Origin of the sequence: Amycolatopsis dongchuanensis, assembly GCF_039542405.1 — a bacterium.
Lineage (GTDB): Bacteria > Actinomycetota > Actinomycetes > Mycobacteriales > Pseudonocardiaceae > Amycolatopsis_E > Amycolatopsis_E sacchari.
Genome location: NZ_BAABIB010000084.1, coordinates 1 through 17,531, shown reverse-complemented (window position 1 = coordinate 17,531; position 17,531 = coordinate 1). Strand labels below are relative to the sequence as shown.

The 17,531-nt window shown below is 65.9% G+C and carries 25 protein-coding genes and 1 pseudogene; 17 read left to right on the top strand and 9 right to left on the bottom strand.

Going from position 1 to position 17,531, the window contains the following annotated elements:
* Nucleotides 1-65 precede the first annotated feature (65 nt).
* Nucleotides 66-649, bottom strand: a pseudogene (locus tag ABFX51_RS22855) (NAD(P)-binding domain-containing protein); the annotation flags it as partial.
* A gap of 105 nt (nt 650-754) precedes the next feature.
* On the opposite strand from ABFX51_RS22855, the gene ABFX51_RS22850 reads away from it, so the two are divergent.
* On the top strand, nt 755-1,597 hold the full coding sequence (locus tag ABFX51_RS22850; RefSeq protein WP_346054862.1) for a helix-turn-helix domain-containing GNAT family N-acetyltransferase: 843 nt from the start codon (nt 755-757) through the stop codon (nt 1,595-1,597).
* 14 nt (nt 1,598-1,611) lie between these two features.
* Nucleotides 1,612-2,220, top strand: coding sequence for a hypothetical protein (locus ABFX51_RS22845; RefSeq protein WP_346054861.1), 609 nt, complete (start codon nt 1,612-1,614; stop codon nt 2,218-2,220).
* A 137-nt stretch (nt 2,221-2,357) separates the two neighbouring features.
* Here ABFX51_RS22845 and ABFX51_RS22840 read toward each other — a convergent pair whose 3' ends face one another.
* The 5 genes from ABFX51_RS22840 to ABFX51_RS39670 are packed head-to-tail and all read right to left on the bottom strand — an operon-like array spanning nt 2,358 to nt 4,180.
* Nucleotides 2,358-2,675: a hypothetical protein gene (locus ABFX51_RS22840; RefSeq protein ID WP_346054860.1), complete on the bottom strand. Its 318-nt coding sequence runs from the start codon at nt 2,673-2,675 to the stop codon at nt 2,358-2,360.
* Nucleotides 2,676-2,713: 38 nt separating this feature from the next.
* Nucleotides 2,714-3,067, bottom strand: coding sequence for a hypothetical protein (locus ABFX51_RS22835; protein WP_346054858.1), 354 nt, complete (start codon nt 3,065-3,067; stop codon nt 2,714-2,716).
* Between the two features lie 23 nt (nt 3,068-3,090).
* Entirely contained in the window at nt 3,091-3,306 is a 216-nt protein-coding gene (locus ABFX51_RS22830; RefSeq protein WP_346054863.1) for a winged helix-turn-helix domain-containing protein, read from the bottom strand.
* A 47-nt stretch (nt 3,307-3,353) separates the two neighbouring features.
* Entirely contained in the window at nt 3,354-3,599 is a 246-nt protein-coding gene (locus ABFX51_RS22825) for a DUF2188 domain-containing protein (protein WP_346054857.1), read from the bottom strand.
* Complete coding sequence (locus ABFX51_RS39670) at nt 3,596-4,180, bottom strand: winged helix-turn-helix domain-containing protein (RefSeq protein ID WP_428832494.1); 585 nt, start codon at nt 4,178-4,180, stop codon at nt 3,596-3,598. Before ABFX51_RS39670 ends, ABFX51_RS22825 begins: the two co-directional genes overlap by 4 nt.
* 145 nt (nt 4,181-4,325) lie before the next feature.
* Between ABFX51_RS39670 and ABFX51_RS22815 the strand changes: the two genes are divergently transcribed.
* On the top strand, nt 4,326-5,267 hold the full coding sequence (locus tag ABFX51_RS22815) for a DUF5753 domain-containing protein (RefSeq protein ID WP_346054856.1): 942 nt from the start codon (nt 4,326-4,328) through the stop codon (nt 5,265-5,267).
* 797 nt (nt 5,268-6,064) lie between these two features.
* Here the strand turns inward: ABFX51_RS22815 and ABFX51_RS22810 are convergent.
* Nucleotides 6,065-6,589, bottom strand: coding sequence for a hypothetical protein (locus tag ABFX51_RS22810; RefSeq protein WP_346054855.1), 525 nt, complete (start codon nt 6,587-6,589; stop codon nt 6,065-6,067).
* Between the two features lie 297 nt (nt 6,590-6,886).
* Here ABFX51_RS22810 and ABFX51_RS22805 point away from each other — a divergent pair, with 297 nt between their 5' ends.
* The 3 genes from ABFX51_RS22805 to ABFX51_RS39665 all read left to right on the top strand — a co-directional run bounded on the left by ABFX51_RS22805 (nt 6,887) and on the right by ABFX51_RS39665 (nt 8,180).
* Nucleotides 6,887-7,315: a hypothetical protein gene (locus tag ABFX51_RS22805; RefSeq protein ID WP_346054854.1), complete on the top strand. Its 429-nt coding sequence runs from the start codon at nt 6,887-6,889 to the stop codon at nt 7,313-7,315.
* Nucleotides 7,316-7,568: 253 nt separating this feature from the next.
* Nucleotides 7,569-7,727: a hypothetical protein gene (locus tag ABFX51_RS22800; protein ID WP_177228918.1), complete on the top strand. Its 159-nt coding sequence runs from the start codon at nt 7,569-7,571 to the stop codon at nt 7,725-7,727.
* A gap of 318 nt (nt 7,728-8,045) precedes the next feature.
* On the top strand, nt 8,046-8,180 hold the full coding sequence (locus tag ABFX51_RS39665; RefSeq protein WP_091514078.1) for a CHC2 zinc finger domain-containing protein: 135 nt from the start codon (nt 8,046-8,048) through the stop codon (nt 8,178-8,180).
* A 2-nt stretch (nt 8,181-8,182) separates the two neighbouring features.
* On the opposite strand, the gene ABFX51_RS22795 is transcribed toward ABFX51_RS39665, so the two are convergent.
* Nucleotides 8,183-8,380 carry a hypothetical protein gene (locus ABFX51_RS22795; RefSeq protein ID WP_346054853.1) on the bottom strand — a complete coding sequence of 66 codons (198 nt, stop codon included), beginning with the start codon at nt 8,378-8,380 and terminating at the stop codon, nt 8,183-8,185.
* Nucleotides 8,381-8,461: 81 nt separating this feature from the next.
* Nucleotides 8,462-8,743 (bottom strand): hypothetical protein, encoded by a 282-nt coding sequence (locus ABFX51_RS22790; protein WP_346054852.1) that lies wholly within the window; start codon nt 8,741-8,743, stop codon nt 8,462-8,464.
* 466 nt (nt 8,744-9,209) lie between these two features.
* On the opposite strand from ABFX51_RS22790, the gene ABFX51_RS22785 reads away from it, so the two are divergent.
* The 11 genes from ABFX51_RS22785 (at nt 9,210) to ABFX51_RS22735 (ending at nt 17,404) form a co-directional block, all read left to right on the top strand.
* On the top strand, nt 9,210-9,584 hold the full coding sequence (locus ABFX51_RS22785; RefSeq protein WP_091514116.1) for a hypothetical protein: 375 nt from the start codon (nt 9,210-9,212) through the stop codon (nt 9,582-9,584).
* Between the two features lie 1,005 nt (nt 9,585-10,589).
* Nucleotides 10,590-11,282 carry a flagellar biosynthesis protein FlgA gene (locus ABFX51_RS22780; protein ID WP_143249971.1) on the top strand — a complete coding sequence of 231 codons (693 nt, stop codon included), beginning with the start codon at nt 10,590-10,592 and terminating at the stop codon, nt 11,280-11,282.
* Entirely contained in the window at nt 11,282-12,076 is a 795-nt protein-coding gene (locus tag ABFX51_RS22775) for a CpaE/TadZ family protein (RefSeq protein ID WP_091514071.1), read from the top strand. The genes ABFX51_RS22780 and ABFX51_RS22775 overlap by 1 nt, the downstream gene beginning before the upstream one ends.
* A complete protein-coding gene (locus ABFX51_RS22770; protein WP_091514070.1) occupies nt 12,073-13,425 on the top strand; it encodes a TadA family conjugal transfer-associated ATPase in 1,353 nt (450 codons plus the stop codon). The genes ABFX51_RS22775 and ABFX51_RS22770 overlap by 4 nt, the downstream gene beginning before the upstream one ends.
* Nucleotides 13,422-14,294 carry a type II secretion system F family protein gene (locus ABFX51_RS22765; RefSeq protein WP_346054850.1) on the top strand — a complete coding sequence of 291 codons (873 nt, stop codon included), beginning with the start codon at nt 13,422-13,424 and terminating at the stop codon, nt 14,292-14,294. Before ABFX51_RS22770 ends, ABFX51_RS22765 begins: the two co-directional genes overlap by 4 nt.
* Entirely contained in the window at nt 14,291-15,190 is a 900-nt protein-coding gene (locus ABFX51_RS22760) for a secretion system protein (protein WP_346054849.1), read from the top strand. Before ABFX51_RS22765 ends, ABFX51_RS22760 begins: the two co-directional genes overlap by 4 nt.
* Before the next feature lie 13 nt (nt 15,191-15,203).
* Nucleotides 15,204-15,392 carry a hypothetical protein gene (locus ABFX51_RS22755; RefSeq protein WP_091514068.1) on the top strand — a complete coding sequence of 63 codons (189 nt, stop codon included), beginning with the start codon at nt 15,204-15,206 and terminating at the stop codon, nt 15,390-15,392.
* 2 nt (nt 15,393-15,394) lie between these two features.
* Nucleotides 15,395-15,790, top strand: a complete 396-nt coding sequence (locus ABFX51_RS22750; protein WP_281245235.1) for a TadE/TadG family type IV pilus assembly protein — start codon at nt 15,395-15,397, stop codon at nt 15,788-15,790.
* Nucleotides 15,787-16,227 (top strand): TadE/TadG family type IV pilus assembly protein, encoded by a 441-nt coding sequence (locus ABFX51_RS22745; RefSeq protein WP_091514066.1) that lies wholly within the window; start codon nt 15,787-15,789, stop codon nt 16,225-16,227. The genes ABFX51_RS22750 and ABFX51_RS22745 overlap by 4 nt, the downstream gene beginning before the upstream one ends.
* A gap of 41 nt (nt 16,228-16,268) precedes the next feature.
* Complete coding sequence (locus tag ABFX51_RS22740) at nt 16,269-16,655, top strand: pilus assembly protein TadG-related protein (RefSeq protein WP_245783319.1); 387 nt, start codon at nt 16,269-16,271, stop codon at nt 16,653-16,655.
* Nucleotides 16,652-17,404, top strand: a complete 753-nt coding sequence (locus tag ABFX51_RS22735; RefSeq protein WP_346054848.1) for a LysM peptidoglycan-binding domain-containing protein — start codon at nt 16,652-16,654, stop codon at nt 17,402-17,404. The genes ABFX51_RS22740 and ABFX51_RS22735 overlap by 4 nt, the downstream gene beginning before the upstream one ends.
* Nucleotides 17,405-17,531: the final 127 nt, after the last annotated feature.

The window sequence follows — 17,531 nt, the reverse complement described above, 5'->3', positions numbered from 1 at the left end:
CTCATCGTCATACCTCCTGCTCAGGAACCTACATAACCCCTGAGCCACAAAGTCTGACGCGCGACACCCGCGAACCGCTCCCGCAACACCGGGTCGTGCAAGTCGGGCATCTGGTAGGTGATGCGATCCGCAGCAGCCTGCTCGCCCAGGGCAGGCAGACCGTCGCGGCCCAGCGGATTCGGAGTGGTCCACGTCCCCGAGGCGTCGACCACCGCCCCGCGGTGATCAGCTCCTCGCGCCCATCGGCGTGCCGGACGTGCACCGTCAGCGGCTCGGTCTCCCGCCCGTGGTCGACCACCCGGTCCCGGCCACGGCGGGCCACCCCCACCACCTCGGCGCCGAACCGCACCCGCTCCCCCAGCACGGCCGCCAACGGGGCCAGGTAACGCGAGACCCACTCCTGCCCCGTCGGATAGCCCTCGCCCGCAGGACGCTCCCAGCCCGTGGCCTCCAACAGACGACCGGCCGCCGGGTCCACCAACTCCGACCACGGCGAGAACAAGCGCACGTGGTTCCACTGCACCACCGACGCACCCGCCTGCGCCCCACGCTCCAGCACCAGCGGCTCCAGACCACGCTCCAGCACCTCGGCGGCAGCCGCGAGCCCGATCGGCCCGGCCCCCACCACCACGACGGGCAGCTCGCTCATCCCGACCCCTTTCATCGATCCAGCTCGATAGAGCAACGATGCGAGAGACTGTATCGACGGGGATCGATTGATGCAACCATCGACGCGGATCGATACACTCGGGCCATGACCACGACTGCCGCGCCCCAGGCGCAGGTCCTGCCGGATGAGGAAGCGGCCACCTACGCCGACTGGTTCGCCTGCCTCGCCGAACCGACCCGGGTGCGGCTGCTGCATGCCGTGGCCACGGCACCTCGTGGGATCACCGTCGGTGCCCTCACCGAGCTGCTCGGGATCAGCCAGTCGACCTGCTCACACCACGTGCGCAAGCTCGCCGACATCGGCTTCGTGCACCTGCGCAAGGAGGGCACGGCCACGATCGTCACCGTGAACGCGGCCTGCTGCGCCGGTCTCCCGCAGGCCGCCGACGCCGTGATGGGCCTGCTCGCGCCGCGTCCGTGCTGCCCCGAGGACGTGCCCGCCGACGTCACCGTCCGCGCCCTGCACGACGAGGACTGGCCCGCCGTCCGCCGCATCTACGGCGAAGGCATCGCCACCGGGACCGCCACCTTCGAGACCGCCGTCCCCAGCCGCGCCACCCTCGACGCGAAATGGATCCCGGACCAGCGCTGGGTCGCCGAACTCGACGGCGAGATCGTCGGCTGGGCCGCCGCGACCCCCGTCTCCACCCGCGACTGCTACTCCGGCGTCGCCGAAACCTCGATCTACGTCGCCGACGGCCACCGCGGCCGGGGCGTGGGCAAAGCCCTCATCCGGCAGCAAGTCATCGCCCTCGACGAAGCCGGCTACTGGACAGCGCAAACCTCGATCTTCACCGAAAACCGCGCCAGCCTCGCCCTGCACCACTCCGCCGGCTACCGCACCGTCGGCATCCGCGAACGCATCGCCCAACGCGACGGCACCTGGCACGACACCGTCCTCCTCGAACGCCGCAACAACATCAACTGAAAGCGCAGGACGGGATGGGCACCTCGTTCGACCACCCCAAGGCGCGCGGCACCCTGCGAGTCCTGCAGTTGGCGCACGCCCGGTGGCAGGACGTCTTCAGCCGCCTCGACGGCATGAAGTTCGACGACCTCAACGGACGTGAGGAGGTCGCGTACCTCATCCGGGGCCCGGCTGTCGAGTTTCTGATGTGGGCGCGTGGGCTCGATGACTTCTGCCGGGGTATGCCCGAGAGAAGGAACGGCAAGCTCGTACCCACCCAACCGCCCCTGGCCGGCTACGAATCAGCACGAGTGCAGGTTGCCGGTCTCGTGGATGGCGCTCGTTACGCCACCCATCGCGAAGTGCACCAGTTGCTCGCGCTCATGGAACCCAAGGGCGCGATGAAGTTCCCAATTCTCCCGTTGGCGTTCGACCATTTCGGAGGAGTGCAGTGGCTGCACGACGCGCACCTGCCGCCCGCGAATGAGGAGCGGTCAGGTCAGCTCCCCCTCCGCCAGGCGTACGTCGACAACCTGGCCGGCCAGAAAGTTGGACCGACCCTCGACGATCTGCGTGCGTGGTTCGAAGGGCAACTTCCTTGGCGGGAAGGCAGTTCAGCTGGTGCGCCTGGTCCTCAGCGGTGATCGTTCCGAATTCAGGGTCAGGCTTGCGTTGTTGAACCCCGAGGTCCGCTGCGTCGACTTACGCTCCGACGGCATCACGGCGGTCGCCGAGGCGTGATGCCGCCGGAGCGTTCAGGAGGTCCCGGTCGGGGCGATTCTCAATCCTGATGTTTCCATTTCAGCTCTCTGAGGTCGAACAAGTAAGCCTTGATTATGGTTTGTGTTTTGGTCACCTCTCGGCCTGCTGTCGTCAACCTGTTCTGTAGTTCAAAATGCTCCTCCTCCTTCAGGTAAAATAACTCTGGGGTGTCTACCTTGAAGGTATCTGCTTCTTTTGCGATTCCCTTGATAATCTCCCTTACTGCCGCAAGCTGTTGAAGTAGACGCCGGGTGCGGATGCGCGCACGTTTGATGTCCTGCCGAGTGGGAGCGTCGGTCTGGCTTGAGCAACCCTCGGTTGGCGCTTCTGTGGCCATTGCTATTCCTCTGGTTTTGCCTGCATGGGATGATCGGGCTACGGTTTACCTCTTTCATTCAGGTCGACGGTCCTCTTGCTTTCGCGATCAGGCCCGGGATCGATAGATCGGATATCGATGCCAAGATTCCTTAGTTCCTCGGTGACGTCGCTGAGGTGTGCGTTGTTGATGTGCTCACCGAACCGCGTGTAGAAAGCAGCGTCGCCGATGCATCGCTTCAGGTCCGCTATGTATGTCTCGCCCATCTCGCATTGCTCACCGATGTCGCCTTTCTCTATTTCCTGTAGGTCGATGTTGGCCACAACCAGAGCGAGGATGACCTTGTCGAGCTTCTGGGCGAGACTTGTGGCCCGTCTGTACAGCTTCTTGTAGTATTCTGCTGTGTCGCTCATCTGTTGATCAGGATCCTTCCTGGTTATCCGTTGGCTCCAAATTTTTGCCGCGTCCTTACCTGGAATCCCTTCCCTGGGACCGGTATGATCAACCCGCGATCACGAAGTATGCGGATCGCGTGTCGCACGGTCCCGATACTGACTTCGTACTCGTAGGCCAGGCGGCACTTGGAAGGTGGTGGCCGGTTTTCAGGTAGTTCGCCGCTCTCGATCCGATCCGAAAGATGATTAGCCAACATCTTGTAGAGGTGATCATGCTTGGTGGGATCGAAGCCTTTAGCCATGATCATGGCGCCGCACCTCCTGTCGCGCTAATAGTGCGGTGTCGGCGTGACGAGTAGTAACGTGTGCTCTCGATTGATCCGTCTCGTCGCTGGATCTTCAGCGCGCTCGGCCGGTCTGCTTTCGCATAGTAGGCCCCGGCGCGGACGGCTTCCCGTTTGGTTCGGTAGTGTGACAGCAGTTTCGCGTCGTTCTTGACGTCCCAGTTGCCGTGTAATGGTGATACCCAGTACACCTTGGGTGTCGTCATGGCGAGCACACTTCGATCTGACGCTCTGCCGGCGCAGACTCGGCCGTGAGCTGGCGGTAGGTGTCCTTGAGTTTGTCTAGAACGGTATCGGTCAGCACCGCTTTGCCGCCCCAAATGTGCATCTGTACCAACGTGCCTCGCGCGGTATTCGTTCGTTGAACGAAGATCTTCGCCAATTTGCCGCGGAGATCTACGCTGTCAACCGCTATCCCTGCAGGGCTCTGGCCGCCGTGAAGATCCGGGGAATTAGGAAGGTCGCACACATACGTTCCCTTTGATTTAACCGTTGCGACGAGGCCGCGGTCCCGGAGCAATTGTGTCGCGTGCCGTGCGGTTCCCAATGAGACGCCGTACTCCGAAGCCAGATCACCTTCTGCGGGTAAAGTGGTGTTCGGCGGAAGTTCGCCAGCCAAAATTCGCGCCGCGAGATGTTCGGCAACTGCTTCGTACAGGTAGCCCGGTGCCGCGGCATCCAAAGCGGGCCTGCCGTGGCCCTCGGTTTGACCGTCACTCGTGCGCTCTCGAGGGAGTGCATGCAGTTCCTCCTGGCTCGTCGCGGTCTCGAGAAGACGCTCGTCCACGTGGTTTTGCAAGAGGGTGCACCTCCATCTGTCCTGATGACTACCGTGATGCCGATAATGTACGAGCATGCTTGATAATTATCAAGCGAAGTCCGACGTCTGATCGAGATTTTCCAGGTAATCGTGTGTATGATCGCCGTCAGCCATGTTTAAATGGCTGACGGCGATCGACACCGGGAGGACTTCGCGAGCGATGTGTGCTCAGCCGCCGCTGTCGAGCACTGTGCAAGCGTGGGAGCTCGGCGTCCGGCTGCGCGAGCATCGGATGCAACTCGGCTTGAAAGCCGCTGCCGCGGCGAAGACGGTGGGTGTGGTCGCGCCGAACTTTTCGATGATGGAGGCGGGACGACGCCGCATCTCGCAGGACAAGCTGGCGGAGCTGGCTGACCTGTACGAGCTGTCGGCTGGGGAACGAGCCGAACTCGAGGAGTTGCGCGAACAGGCGGACCAGCGTTCGTGGTGGCACGACTACCGCGACTTCTACTCCGACGAGTTCCTGCGGTTCATCGGCCTCGAAGCAGGCGCGAGCGCGATCCGTGCGTACAGCGGCGAGGTCGTCCCGGAGCTACTCCAGATCGCGGATTACGCGCGTGCGACCGTCCGGGCTGCCAGTCCTTACATCCCGGCTGTCGAAGTCGGACCGCGGGTGGAAAGCCGTCTTGTACGCCAGGGCCGCCTGAGCGGCGACGACCCGCTCCAGCTGTCTGTCCTGCTGGCTGAGGGAGCTCTTCGGCAGCAGGTCGGCGGGCCAGCGATCATGGCGCGTCAGATCGAGCACCTTCTCGACGTCGGCGCCGAGGGACGCAACGTGAAGATCCGCGTGTGGCCCTTCGCGAGGGGTGCGCATCCCTTGCTTCGCGGACCAGTCGAGATCCTCACCTTTCCCTCGGACCGTCTGCCGGACCTCGTGTGGCAGGAGACTGCGCTCACCGGCACCTTGATCGACAAGCGGCACACCGTTGAGACCGCCAAGATCAGCTTCGAAGAGGCCTACGAACAAGCGCCGGACGAGGTCGAATCCCGCGAGATCATGCGTGTGATCGGCGAGGAGATGAAGTTGCCGGGGCTCCGCCGCAGTGCGACCTGATCGCGCTGGACGAGCCGCTCGACGTCGAGACCGCCCATGAGCGCGTGAGCCCGCTGGAAACTGACCTACGCGAGACCGTCGCCGCGGACTGAAAGGCGCCACGCGCCCGCCACGACCTGCCCTCCCTGCCCTGCACGCCGCGCACGAGGCCGCAGTGGCGGCGCTGCGACGGGAAACGGTGACCGAATGTGCTCAGGCTGGCAGCTGGCCACCGCTCTCGACCGCGCCGTAACCCGCGACGACGCATGACACTCCGGTGAGTGTGCGGCAAGATGAATGGATGAACAACGACGGTGATTCGCGAACTGAGGTGCTGACCGGCCGCGAGTCGGACGGCGGAACATGGCGCGTTCTCGCGTGGCAGGAGCGCGACGACGACCTGATGACGACGCTGCATTACGAACGAGGTTCGGCCCGTAGCGCTGGCGGTTTCGGTGGACCAGCGCTTCATGGAGCGGATGCTGTCAACTACGCCTACGGAACGAGCACGAATTGTCCGCCGAATGTCGTAGCACGCACCGCCCCCGGGGTCACTAGTGTTATCGCGGTGTTGGCGAGCGGACGTGAAGTGCCGTTGTGTATATCGCCGGTTGTCGCCCGGTTCGGGCTGCGTTTCGCTGCCGCGATTCTTCCCGTGAATGATCCACTGGCTGGGATGCGGGCCGTTTCGGAGAACGGGACGGAGTGGTCTACCGAGAATCGTGTTCCTCTACCGGACACAGTCGGCGGGTCTGGCCACGGTTGGCAGTCAGGTGGTGCTTCCGCCCTGTGACGCCGTGGCCAGGCCCGCATCTGGATTACTGGACGATAATCACGCAGGGCCTACCTGAAACCAGGTCCCAGGTATTGCACAAGGCGCTCTGGTTGGGGAAGTACCCCGTCGGTCCAGTGTAGTCGTAGTAGACGCCCCAGTCAGGGGTGTCGGGACAGATGGTTGGCCCTGTCTGGTAGCCGTGAGGGCCGCCCGGGGGAGCGTAGTCGTAGTAGGCCTCGGTGCACCCTACGTTGCCGTACGCCTGGGTACCCCAGGTACTGACAACGACGCTTTCACCTTCCACGATGGCGCACACATTGCCACTGCATTGTGTGGCACTCATTGGCCGAACGTCACTGTTGGCAATTTTTCCTTGGTGCGCGTCCAGGTACTTCTGGGAGACCCAGCCGGTCACCTTCCCATTGCCGTAGTCATACTGAACTGAACCGGCCTCCACGTGCAAAACCGGCTGTTGCTTCGTGGCGGCGTCAGCGGCTCCGGTCGAGAAGAATGAGCAAACCAGTACCCCCAAACTGAAGCCGGTCAATATTCTTGCGATTTTGTGCATGGTCGTGCCTCCGCTTGCGAGCAGTGCGAAATAGTTGATTACGCATGAGTGATCAGGTGAAAGCAGGTGGGCGTCCCCGTTCGCCGCCCTGCATCCCCAGGTTGTTCGCGGCTGGATAGAGATCCACGAACCCTTCGATATTGCAAGAGTTCCATCGATTGTCGCTACGACCAACCGGGGGAAAATCCGGACAGTCTCTTTGCTGGAAGCAAACTCAGTGTGCTTCCTCGAATCCCCTGCACCCGGGAAGCGATCCTTCCGCGGAGTCGGACCGGGCGACATCCACGCCGCGGCACCGTGGGTACGCTCGCCACTGTGGATACAAAAGATCATCAGGTCAAGCACGTCGTGCAGGGTGTGGCCCTGGGAGTGCTCGCGCAGGACGTCGACGGGGTGACGAGCGGGAAATCCGACGTCGAGTTCGCCTTCAACCGCGCATGGCGACTGTGGGACCGGACCACAGAGTTTCCCGCGATCACCGGAATCGCGGCGGGCAACCTGTTCTGGCTCGGGGTGCGGCGATCGGCAAACCGGAAAGGCGTCTACGCCGCCTGGGACACGAGCGGCCCGTGGCTCACGCCTTACAGGGTGATCGAAGGCTGGGACATCGACGACTGCCTGGACGAGCTCGCGGACGACCGCGCGTCCGCTTCCGACTGGATCGACTTCGGGCGGCTCTACGTCGCGGAGTTCAAGCCCGAGCACCTGCTGCACAAAGCCGAGTAAGGCGGCACGCGGGCGATCAGCGTGTCCGCGAGCTGAAAGTCCTGATCGCTCCTCCGTCGGCCAAGGTTCCTCATGACCCGCGGGAGTTCGGCCTGTGCGATGCCGTCGAGGCCGGTGGCGTGGGAGCCGGAACGGACGATGATGCCGAAGACCAGTACCAGCCGCTGCGCGAAAGCCCGTGCCCTCGCCCTCGGGCAGGGGGATTAGCTACGCCGAAGCAGACGCGAAGCTGACCACCTCGTCTCCGGCCCTCGTGCCTGAGGACAACATGGCGGCGGCGCAGCGCCAGCATCACTCCCGGATCGTGGACCGCGAGAATCGCGGCTGGCTCGCCGGCGGCGACGGTAAGCGCGAGGGCGCCGGCTCCACCGTGTCGCTCGCCCGGCCGTTGACCGATGAGGCGCTGGAGTAGCTGGGGTGCAGTGGAACAGGTCCATGTCGAGGCCCGCGACCAGATCGTCGAGGTGCTGCGCCGCTGGACCTCCAGCACCGACCGCGACACCGAAGTCCCGAGACGCTGGACGGGCTGGTCCTGGCGTAAGTGGACGTGTTGCACGGACCGTCGAAGGTGTGCGATCGAGTACGCACGTTAAGGGCGACGCCCCGCTCGAAGCCTCGTTGTCGGCGCCAATGTGCCGATATGGCCATTACCGCGCTCGGATCCATCGAGCCGCGGGCGAGGACGATCTGGTTGGGCTGGTCCGACAGCACACCATGCTGAGGCCGCTCGGTGCTGGGCAGGTGCCCGTTCTACCGGTCGCAGGCATTTTGCGTCCGGCCGGCACACGGCACCTATCGCTGCTCGCGCTGCGGTGACGCTGGCGACGCGACGAGGTTCCGTCGCCGGATCAGCGCGACGGGTTGACATCAAGGAGCACCGGCCAGTGCGACGATCACTCCGGCGACGAGATAGGGCGCAAGTGGAAGCACCACTCCCTGAGATCCGCGAGCGCGCACTACCGCGGCGCCTACTGCGGCGAGCGCCCAGCCGGTGATGGTGCCGACCAGCAGGGTGGGCCATCCGTGCCACGCGAGCACGAATCCGAGCTGGCCGGCGAGCTTCACGTCTCCGCCGCCGATGTCGTCGCCTGCCAGAAGGTAGAGGGCAACGAAGAAGGCGGTCAGCGCTGCGGCTCCGGTGACCGCTCACAGAGGAGAAACGAAGTCGCGGCTTGCGCTTCCGGCGGCCGCTGCCGCGGCGAGCAGTAGGCCGTAGCCGATACCGAGGAGCCAGTTGGGCAGTCGGCGCGTCTTCGCGTCGAGGACCGTCAGTGGTACGGCAGTCGCGAGGAACGAGCTGGGTACGCAGAGCGTCGGACTGAGTCCACAACGGACTGTCAATAGCGCGATGGTGGCGGAGACAAGGCTGACGACCAGAAGCACGTGCCCCGCCTTGATGGCGCGCTCGCGATGGCGAACTGCAGCCATGACGGCCAGAGTGGCAACCGCGCCTGCTGTCACCCAGAACAGAACGAATGTGCCTGTATTCGTTGCTTCCTCCAGCGTGATTCCACAGAGTGACTATGAAGTCATCTCGATCTACGAAAGCTCGGCCGAACGAGTGATTTACGCGGATTCGTCCCGGTTTTTCCTTGAAATGCTCGTGGTCCGGTTGAGGTGACCACGGGGGTGAGAGGTACACGTTATAGACCGCGTCGGGGCGCGGCACAAGACGGGGAGGGACAGGAACGTGAAGGCAGACGGACGGCGAGCAGTCTTCTTTCGAAGAACCTGCGTACTCGTCCTATTCGGAGTGGCTGTCACTTCGTGTACTGGCAACGGGTCAACACCGCCGCCTTCAACCGCTACCACCGTCTCCGCAGCTGCTCCGCCACCGACGACGATCTCACCCGCGCAGGAGGCGGTCCAACAGGCGAGCGCAAGCTATGTGCAGATGTGGCAAGCGATGGCGCGCGCCGGAGAGACATCGGACTGGCAGGCGCCGGAACTGGCCCGTTACGCCACCGGAAACGCCTTGACCACAATCACTCGCAGTCTCTACGCCGACCATTTCAACCACGTCGTGAGCAAGGGAGCTCCGCGGAACAACCCGGCTGTGACGGCCGTGGATCCGCCGGACGCGCCGACGACGATCCGCCTCAGCGACTGCGGTGACTCCACGAACTGGTTGCAGTACAAGGAAGGCACGAACGAACTCGTCGACAACTCGCCAGGCGGCCACAGGCGCATCTACGCGGAGGTCAAGAAGCAGGCCGACGCCACTTGGAAGGTCGAGCAGTTCGCGGTAGAGGGGCTCGGCTCATGTTGACGAAGCTTCTGACCATCGCGAGCCTGGCCTCCGCTGTCGTTCTGACCGCTGCTGGCGCGGCTTACGCCGCAGATCCATGGGGGAACGTCGATTGCGGACAGACCTCGTACACCGGTTGTCAACTCGGTGCCGGCGAAGGGGGATCCTCTGGGCCGGAGCGGCCCGCCCGCCCGAATCACTCGGGGACACAAGGAAACCACGGTAACGACGCGGAGAGCCCGCAGCCCGGCGACCGGATAACCGACGCCCCGAAGGATGCGGCGGACTGCAGCTACGTACGGAGTGACTACCAGCCTCCCGCGTCGGGCACCACCAACGTGTCCCACCGGCCGAATCCGGGTTCTGGCGGCACAACCCTTGTCGCATACCGCCCTGCTGCAGCGCAGTTCATTCAGCAGGGAGGCCAGCCAGGAGGAGCGTGGTACGTGTGGAGGTGCTCCGGCCCGGGAACCGCCGACGCGCTGTATCGGCTGCCGGTCTGGATTCCGGACGGGCAGGCGCCCGGTGCTCCTGCCCTCCCATCGCCTCAAGAGCTGGCGCAACAGGCGTACAACCAGCTTCGACTCCCGTCTCCGGGGATACGGGCGAATCCCGTGGGGGACCAATTGGTCAATCTGCCGACCTGGCTGTGGATCGACGGGAGCACTTTCGGTCCGCAATCGGCAACGGCGTCGGTTCCCGGAGTCTCGGTGACGGCCACCGCGACTCCGCAGACTGTGACGTGGAATCTCGGCGACGGGACCAGCGTGACCTGTCGTGGTGCGGGCACCCCGTTCCCCAGCGGCGGCGATCCAGTGGCGTCGTCCCCGGACTGCGGCCACACCTACAAACGATCGTCCTTGGGGAGACCGGGCAACGCTTTCCCCGTTTCTGCCACAGTTCATTGGAGCGTGACCTGGAGCGGTGCCGGACAGGGTGGCACGTTCCCCGGGCTCACCACGGCAGGAACGAGCTCTTTCGTCGTGCTGGAATCACAAGCACTGAACAGGAACTAGAGGTGCGCAGATGTCGGCACCGTTTTCCACGCAAAGCCCAGCGCAGGATCCTCTGTCGTCCAGTCGACTGTGGGTTCGCGGCAAGGCCGCCTCGCCATCGCGACTGACCGGAGTCCGGCGCAGACGAGTGCCGTACCTGGTGCTCGGCGCGCTGCTCGTGGTCCTTTGTGCCGGCGGTGCGGTGATCACGGTGTTGGAAGGCGGTCACCGGCAGTCCGTACTGGCCCTTGTGCACGACGTTGCGGTCGGCGACCTGCTCCACGCACAGGACGTTCGCCAGGTCTCCGTGAGCGTCGACGCGGACATGGATGTCGTCCCGGCGGATCGGGAGGCGGCTGTGCTCGGGCAGCCGCTCGCTTATTCCCTGCCTGCAGGAACGTTGTTGTCTTCCAAGGCTTTCGGTGCCGCTCAGCTTCCCGAGCCGGGTCAGGCACTGGTCGCGGTGTTCGTCAAGCCGGGGCAGTACCCGCCCCAGCTGAACAGCGGTGCTCCTGTGTCGGTGATCTTGTCCGCTGGGACGAACGGATCTGGCCAGCCGTCCTCCGGCGGCCCGTGGCCCGCCACCGTCGTGACCGTGGAACCTTCGACCAGCGATCAGGCGAGCGTCGTCGCGCTGCAGATGCCGGTCGCCTCGGCTCTCCAGGTGGCCGCGCTGCCGGCCGGGGAGGTCTCCCTGGTCGCCTTGCCCATCGGAGGCCGCTGATGCTGATCACCGTGTGCTCCGCGAAGGCATCGCCAGGCGTCACGGTTACCGCGCTGGCATTGGCGGCACGCTGGCCAACGGCGGAAGCCGTGATGGTCGAGGCCGATCCGTCGGGCGGGGACCTCGTCGCCCGCTTCAGGCTCAGCGCGCACCCAGGTCTGGTGTCCCTCGCGGCCGCGGCACGACACGATCCGGCTCCAGGCCTGCTTCTCACACATAGCCAGCAACTTCCCGGGGGTCTGCGTGTCGTGCCGGGTCCGGTCACGGCCGAGCAAGCACGAGGGGCACTGGATGTGCTCGCGTCACGCGGGATCGCCGCGCTCCAGCCAGCGGCGCGTGATCCGAACCTGAACGTGGTGGTCGATGTGGGTCGGCTGGACCGGACCTCGCCGGCGCTGCCCCTGGTCCGGAGTGCGAATGCGGTGCTGATGCTGGCGAGGCCAAGGGCGGATGAGCTGTCCCATCTGATGGGTTTGTTGCCGATGGTGCCGGTCTGGACCGCCGCACCTGCCCTCGTGCTGATCGGCTCCGGCTACCCCAGGGCCGAGATCGAAAGGGAGCTGCGCATACCCGTACTGGGCGTGCTGCCGGACGATCCTCGCGGTGCCCGGACGATGTGCGGCTCCGCACCGGGGCCGGGCCCGGATCGCTCACGGTTGGGACGGGCCGTTGCCGCGTTGGCCGGAGTTCTGCACCGCGAGGTCGAGGCGCGAATGGCGCAGGCGAACGGTCAGAAAGGTGCCTGGCCGGTGCCCAGCTCCGTCCTGAGTTCGAACGGAGGCGGCCCGCGATGACGGCCGTCTCCGCCCTGAAGGACGAGCATCCTGCTGCTGCCGCCTTGCGCGAGCAGGTACGCCGCGCGGTCTCAGCTGGGCTGACGCAGCGAATCCGCGACGACGAGACAGCGAACCGGCCTCCGATGGACTACCGCGGGCGCCGTGCGCTGGCGGAACGGCTGGCAGCGGATGCCGCGAACGCCTACGCCGCCTATCAGCTTGCGCATCCCGGTGGGCCTGGCCTCTTGTCGGATGAGGATGAGGCCAAGCTCCTCACGGCGGTGCTGGATGACATGTTCGGCTTCGGGGGACTGGAGCCGTTGCTCGCCGACGAACGTATCGAGAACATCAACGTCAACGGCTGCGACAACGTCTTCGTCCGGTACTCGGACGGGGAACGCGTCCGAGTCGGGCCGGTCGCCGCGTCCGATTCCGAACTGGTCGATCTCGTCCGTTCGATCGCGGCGAGGGCGAGCGTCGAGGAACGCCGGTTCGACCGCGGTTCTCCCGCCGTGAGCGTGCAGTTGCCGGACGGTTCCCGCCTCTTCGCGGTGATGGCTGTCACCGGGCGGCCGTCCATCTCGATCCGCCGTCACCGCCACCGCACGATCACCCTGGCCCGGCTCCGTGAGCTCGGCACGATCGACGCGGCCTTGGAATCCCTGCTCGGCGCGGTGGTGCGTGCACGGTTGAACGTCCTCATCTGTGGCGGAACGTCGATCGGCAAGACGACCATGTTGCGCGCCCTGGCCTCGGAGATCCCGCCCCACGAACGGTTGGTGACCATCGAGGACGTTCTCGAACTCGGGCTCGACCAGGATCCCGCGCATCCGGATGTGGTCGCGATGCAGAGCCGGCAACCCAACATCGAGGGCAGAGGCGGCATCAGCCAGGCGGAACTCGTGCGGTGGGCACTCAGGATGTCTCCCGACCGGGTCATCGTCGGAGAGGTCCGCGGTCCCGAGGTCGTGCCCATGTGCCTGGCGATGTCCCAGGGCAACGACGGCAGCATGGGTACCTTGCACGCCTCCGACACGCGGGTCGCGTTCCACCGCCTCGCGTCGTATGCGGCGCAGAGTGCCGAGAAGCTCTCCGTCGAGGCGACGAACCGGTTGGTCGCGTCGTCGGTCCACCTGGTGCTGCACCTTGCCGAAGCACGCGATGACCGCACACGGGTGGTCTCGTCGATCCGCGAGGTCGTCGACGCGGACGGCCAAGCGGTGATCACCAACGAGATCTTCCGCCCCGGCCTCGATGGCAGGGCCGTGCCGGGCGTGCCGCTGCGGACGGCCACCACCGAGCGACTGATCGAAGCCGGATTCGAACCGCGGTTCCTCGAACGCGCCGACGGGTGGTGGCGAGCATGACCGTCACGAGCCTCACGGCCGGTGCCTGCGGCGCAGGTTTCGCGCTCGGCCTGATTCTGATCGCGGCTGGGCTGCGCCGACGCGAGGTGTCGGCAGCCCCCGCGCCGAGTAGGCAGTGGGCACGATTCCGCGCGATGGTCTCGTCGCGACGAGCCGCCGTCGCACTGGTTGCCGGCATCGGGGCCGCGTGGCTCACGGGGTGGCTGGTGGGCGGAGTCCTGGTCGCCGTCGCGGTCCTGTCGCTGCCGCGCTTGCTCGGCCGCGACGTCGAACACGCGCATCAGGCCGCTCGCATAGAAGGCATCGCCGGCTGGGCCGAGATGCTCAGAGACACCTTGACCGCGGCCGCGGGCCTGGAACAAGCCATCGTGGCCACGGCCTCCACAGCCCCGGAGGCAGTACGACCGATCGTGCGTGAAGTGGCGCTCCGCATCGAGCGCGGCGACCACCTCACTCCGGCGCTGCGCGACCTCGCGGACGACCTCCACGATCCGACCGCGGACCTGGTGGTGGCCGCGTTGGTCCTGGCCAGCGAGCAGCAGACCCGGCAGCTCGCGGACCTGCTCAGCGAGCTCGCCGCCGAAGCCCGTGAACAGGTGACCACCCGTCTCCGGATCGAAGCAGACCGGGCCCGGACCCGTGCTGGTGTCCGGGTGATAGTCGGTACGACCCTCACGTTCGCCCTCGGGCTGGTGATCTTCAACCGGGGCTACCTCCAGCCGTTCGATGACGCCGTAGGTCAGCTGGTCCTGCTGTTGGTCGGTGGGCTCTTCGGATTCGGGTTCTGGTGGCTCCGTCGCATCGCCGAACACGAAGTGCCCGAACGCTTCCTGACCCAGTTCGTACACGACCGGGAGGCGCTGACATGATCCTCGCCGCGCTTCTGCTCGGGGTAGGGATGGGCGCGGGCCTCTGGGCGTTGGTGCTCTACGCGCGGCCCCCGCTCCCTCCGCTGTCCCACCTCCGCGCGGTTCTCGAGCCACCGTCAGCTCCCGAACCGGTTCTGCCTGTGCAGGACCAGCGCGGATGGGCCGCACGGTGGGGACGGCCGGCGGCCAAGGGCCTGCGTGCACTCGGCCTGCCGACCCCGCGCACCATCCGGGATCTCCAGGTGATCGGGCGCCCGATCGACGTGCTACTCGCCGAAAAAGCCACCCTCTGCGTCGTCGGGCTCTTGCTGCCGACCGCCGTGCAAGCCGTGCTCCTTGTCGCGGGACTCGCGTTGCCTTGGCAGCTCCCGCTGGCCGCCGGAGCGCTCTGTGCGGTCGGCGGGTTCTGGTGGCCGGATGCGGACGTACGGCATCAGGCCGCCCGGAAGCGGGCCGCGTTCCGGCATGCCCTGGCTGCCTACCTCGATCTCGTTCGCGTCTCGCTCGCGGGTGGCGCCGGGGTCGACGCCGCTCTCAACCACTCCGTGGCCATCGGGCAGGGCTGGGCCTTCGGCCACATCCGGCGGGCGCTGAACATCGCGCAGCTGACCCGCGGTACTCCGTGGACGACCTTGCGGCAGCTGGGGGAGGAACTCGGGGTGCCGGAGTTGGTCGAGCTGGCAGCGTCGGTCTCGCTCGCCGGAACGGAAGGCGCACCGGTGCGAGCGAGCTTGGCGGCGAAGGCCAGCGCGATGCGCGCGCGTGACCTTGCCGAGTCGCTCGGCAAGGCGCAAGCCGCGACCGAGCGCATGAGCCTCCCGGTGATCTGCCTGATGACGGGTTTCCTCCTTTTCATCGGCTATCCGGCCGCAGCGCACGTTTTTCAGTCCTTGTAGAGAGGAAAGCTCCATGCTCGCGCAGATCCAGACACTGTTGCTCATCGCCCGCGCACAGACGCAGAGGCTGAAGGCCGACGAACGAGGAAGCACCGCGGAGGAGGTCATCCGCATCGCCGTGCTCGCCGCGGCCGCGTTGACGGTCTTGGGCATCATCGTGGCCAAGATCATCGCCAAGGCCCAGAGCATCGACTTGCAGTAGCCGTGCGTCGCCTCCTTGCGGACGAGAGGGGCTCGGCGAGCGTCGAGGTGGTCGTGACCACCCCGCTGCTCATGCTGCTGGTCCTGCTCATCACGCAGTTCGCCCTTGCGCTTCACGCACAGCACGTCGCCCAAACAGCGGCGACGCAAGGCTTGGCCGCCCTGCGTGTCGTCGGCGGCAGCACGGCCGCCGGCAAGGAGGAAGCTGTGGACGTGTTGAGCCAGCTGGGATCTGGTCCACTGAAAGAGCCCACTGTCTCGCTGAGTCGCACCGCCTCCATGTCCACAGTAGACGTTCGAGGGGAAGTCGTGAGCATCGTTCCGTTCCTGCACCTCACGGTGAGCGGGCGAGCTGTCGGTGTCACGGAGCGCTTCCAGCCCGCGGGTCAAGAGCGATGAGAAGCCTCCTGCCTCGCGACGATCGAGGCTCGGCGACCGTCGAGCTGACCCTTCTCACACCCGCGTTGATACTGCTCCTGCTCTTCGTCGTGTACTGCGGGCGGGCGGCAACCTTGCGGGTAAGCGTCAACGACGCCACGCATCAAGCAGCGCGCGCAGCGACCATCGCCCGAAACGAATCGGAAGCTACCCGAAATGCGCGGGCAACGGCCGAAGCCGCGTTGTTGCAGGCAGGTGTGACGTGCCGCGGCTTGAGTGTCGAGACCCAAGCCGGATCGGTGCTGCCCGGCAGCACCGTGACCGTGACGGTGAGCTGCCGCGTCGACAACGCCGACTTGGCGCTGCTCAGGGTTCCGGGAGCGCCGGTCGTCAGCGCTACCGCGAGTTCGGTGGTCGACAGGTGGCGTGGGGACGGCCGAGGGGCGAATGAGCCATGACAGGCAGAGCGAAGCACTGGTTCCGAGATGACGCAGGTTCGGTGACCGCGTTCGTCGTCATCATCGTGACCGCATGCCTGATCCTTGCCGGACTCGTGCTCGACGGGGGACTGGCGCTCTCCACGAAAGCCCGTGCGATCGGCCAGGCCGAAGAAGCAGCACGTGCCGGAGCGCAGGAGCTGGACCTCCAGGCTTACCGAGCCGGCCGCGGGGCCAGGCTGCAGCCCAGCGCGGCTGCCGCTGCTGCCTACCAGTACCTGCGCGCTGCCGGCGCGAACGGCACGGTGACGGTCTCGGGCAACACGGTCACCGTGTTCGTGACCGCCCAGTCCTCGACGCAGCTCCTGGGCCTGGTGGGGGTGCGCGGCTTCACGGTCACCGGCAGCGGGCGCGCCGAGCCGGAGCAAACTCCTGGAGCGGCACCGTGATCACTCTGCCACGCCTCCTGCGTCTCGCCGGTGCGTCTTGTGCGTTCGCCCTGCTCGCGCTACTCCTCGTCGGAGTTCCCTGGGGACTGTGCCACTACATCGGGTGGCCATTACCCGATCACGTCCCGACCCTCGACGAACTGAAGGCGGCGCTGCTGAATCCGCTGTCGGTGACGCTCCTGCTCGACGTCCTCGCGTGTTTTGCGTGGTTGCTCTGGCTCGTCTTTACCGTCGACACGCTCCGCTGCCTACTCGACGCGGTCCGGGGCGTCCATCCCGTCGCTGCCGGCCCCCTGCACGCCCTCGCCGCCGTACTCGTCGCGACTGTTGTCGCAGGGCTGCTCAGCCGTTCCTCACCGCCATCGACCGTGGCGATCAACGAGATGTCGTTCTCAACTCCTGCTCTGGCAAGGATGGAGGAGAGTCCACGCCAACCTGCCGAGGTTGTCGTTCGCCTTCCGGAGCACGGCGTGCACGACGGCCTGTGGCGCATCGCCCGACGTGAACTCGGTGACGGCGCCCGGTGGCCGGAGATCTTCGAAGCGAACAGGGGCAAACCACAACCCGACGGCCGGGCGCTCCGCGACCCGGATCTGATCCGGCCCGGCTGGGTCCTTCGGCTACCCAGCACACCACCAGTCGCGCCCGCCGAACCGATCACACCACCGTCAGCGCCTCCAGCCTCAGTACCTCCGGCACCCGCAGCTCCGTCCGAGGGGCAACCGGTGACTAGGTGTTGCGGGTCGTGACGTTGGTGACGTGGGTGAGGGCCTGAGGTGAGGGGACGGGTCTTTCGGCGGCAGGATGAGAAGTACCACTAAGAGCGTGTCTCACTTGGATCTTGAGGGAGGTGTGGGCAAGATCGTGGCGTGATGG

Excerpts from the sequence above, each read along its gene's own strand:
- ABFX51_RS22815 (WP_346054856.1), top strand. The coding sequence starts at position 4,326 with ATGTTTAAATGGCTGACGGCGATCGACACCGGGAGGACTTCGCGAGCG.
- ABFX51_RS22745 (WP_091514066.1), top strand. The coding sequence starts at position 15,787 with ATGAGAAGCCTCCTGCCTCGCGACGATCGAGGCTCGGCGACCGTCGAG.
- ABFX51_RS22775 (WP_091514071.1), top strand. The coding sequence starts at position 11,282 with ATGCTGATCACCGTGTGCTCCGCGAAGGCATCGCCAGGCGTCACGGTT.
- ABFX51_RS22770 (WP_091514070.1), top strand. The coding sequence starts at position 12,073 with ATGACGGCCGTCTCCGCCCTGAAGGACGAGCATCCTGCTGCTGCCGCC.
- ABFX51_RS22850 (WP_346054862.1), top strand. The coding sequence starts at position 755 with ATGACCACGACTGCCGCGCCCCAGGCGCAGGTCCTGCCGGATGAGGAA.
- ABFX51_RS22810 (WP_346054855.1), bottom strand. The coding sequence starts at position 6,589 with ATGCACAAAATCGCAAGAATATTGACCGGCTTCAGTTTGGGGGTACTG.
- ABFX51_RS22840 (WP_346054860.1), bottom strand. The coding sequence starts at position 2,675 with ATGGCCACAGAAGCGCCAACCGAGGGTTGCTCAAGCCAGACCGACGCT.
- ABFX51_RS22790 (WP_346054852.1), bottom strand. The coding sequence starts at position 8,743 with ATGGCTGCAGTTCGCCATCGCGAGCGCGCCATCAAGGCGGGGCACGTG.
- ABFX51_RS22845 (WP_346054861.1), top strand. The coding sequence starts at position 1,612 with ATGGGCACCTCGTTCGACCACCCCAAGGCGCGCGGCACCCTGCGAGTC.
- ABFX51_RS22755 (WP_091514068.1), top strand. The coding sequence starts at position 15,204 with ATGCTCGCGCAGATCCAGACACTGTTGCTCATCGCCCGCGCACAGACG.
- ABFX51_RS22830 (WP_346054863.1), bottom strand. The coding sequence starts at position 3,306 with ATGTTGGCTAATCATCTTTCGGATCGGATCGAGAGCGGCGAACTACCT.
- ABFX51_RS22835 (WP_346054858.1), bottom strand. The coding sequence starts at position 3,067 with ATGAGCGACACAGCAGAATACTACAAGAAGCTGTACAGACGGGCCACA.
- ABFX51_RS22780 (WP_143249971.1), top strand. The coding sequence starts at position 10,590 with ATGTCGGCACCGTTTTCCACGCAAAGCCCAGCGCAGGATCCTCTGTCG.
- ABFX51_RS22825 (WP_346054857.1), bottom strand. The coding sequence starts at position 3,599 with ATGACGACACCCAAGGTGTACTGGGTATCACCATTACACGGCAACTGG.
- ABFX51_RS22785 (WP_091514116.1), top strand. The coding sequence starts at position 9,210 with ATGTGGCAAGCGATGGCGCGCGCCGGAGAGACATCGGACTGGCAGGCG.
- ABFX51_RS22760 (WP_346054849.1), top strand. The coding sequence starts at position 14,291 with ATGATCCTCGCCGCGCTTCTGCTCGGGGTAGGGATGGGCGCGGGCCTC.
- ABFX51_RS22765 (WP_346054850.1), top strand. The coding sequence starts at position 13,422 with ATGACCGTCACGAGCCTCACGGCCGGTGCCTGCGGCGCAGGTTTCGCG.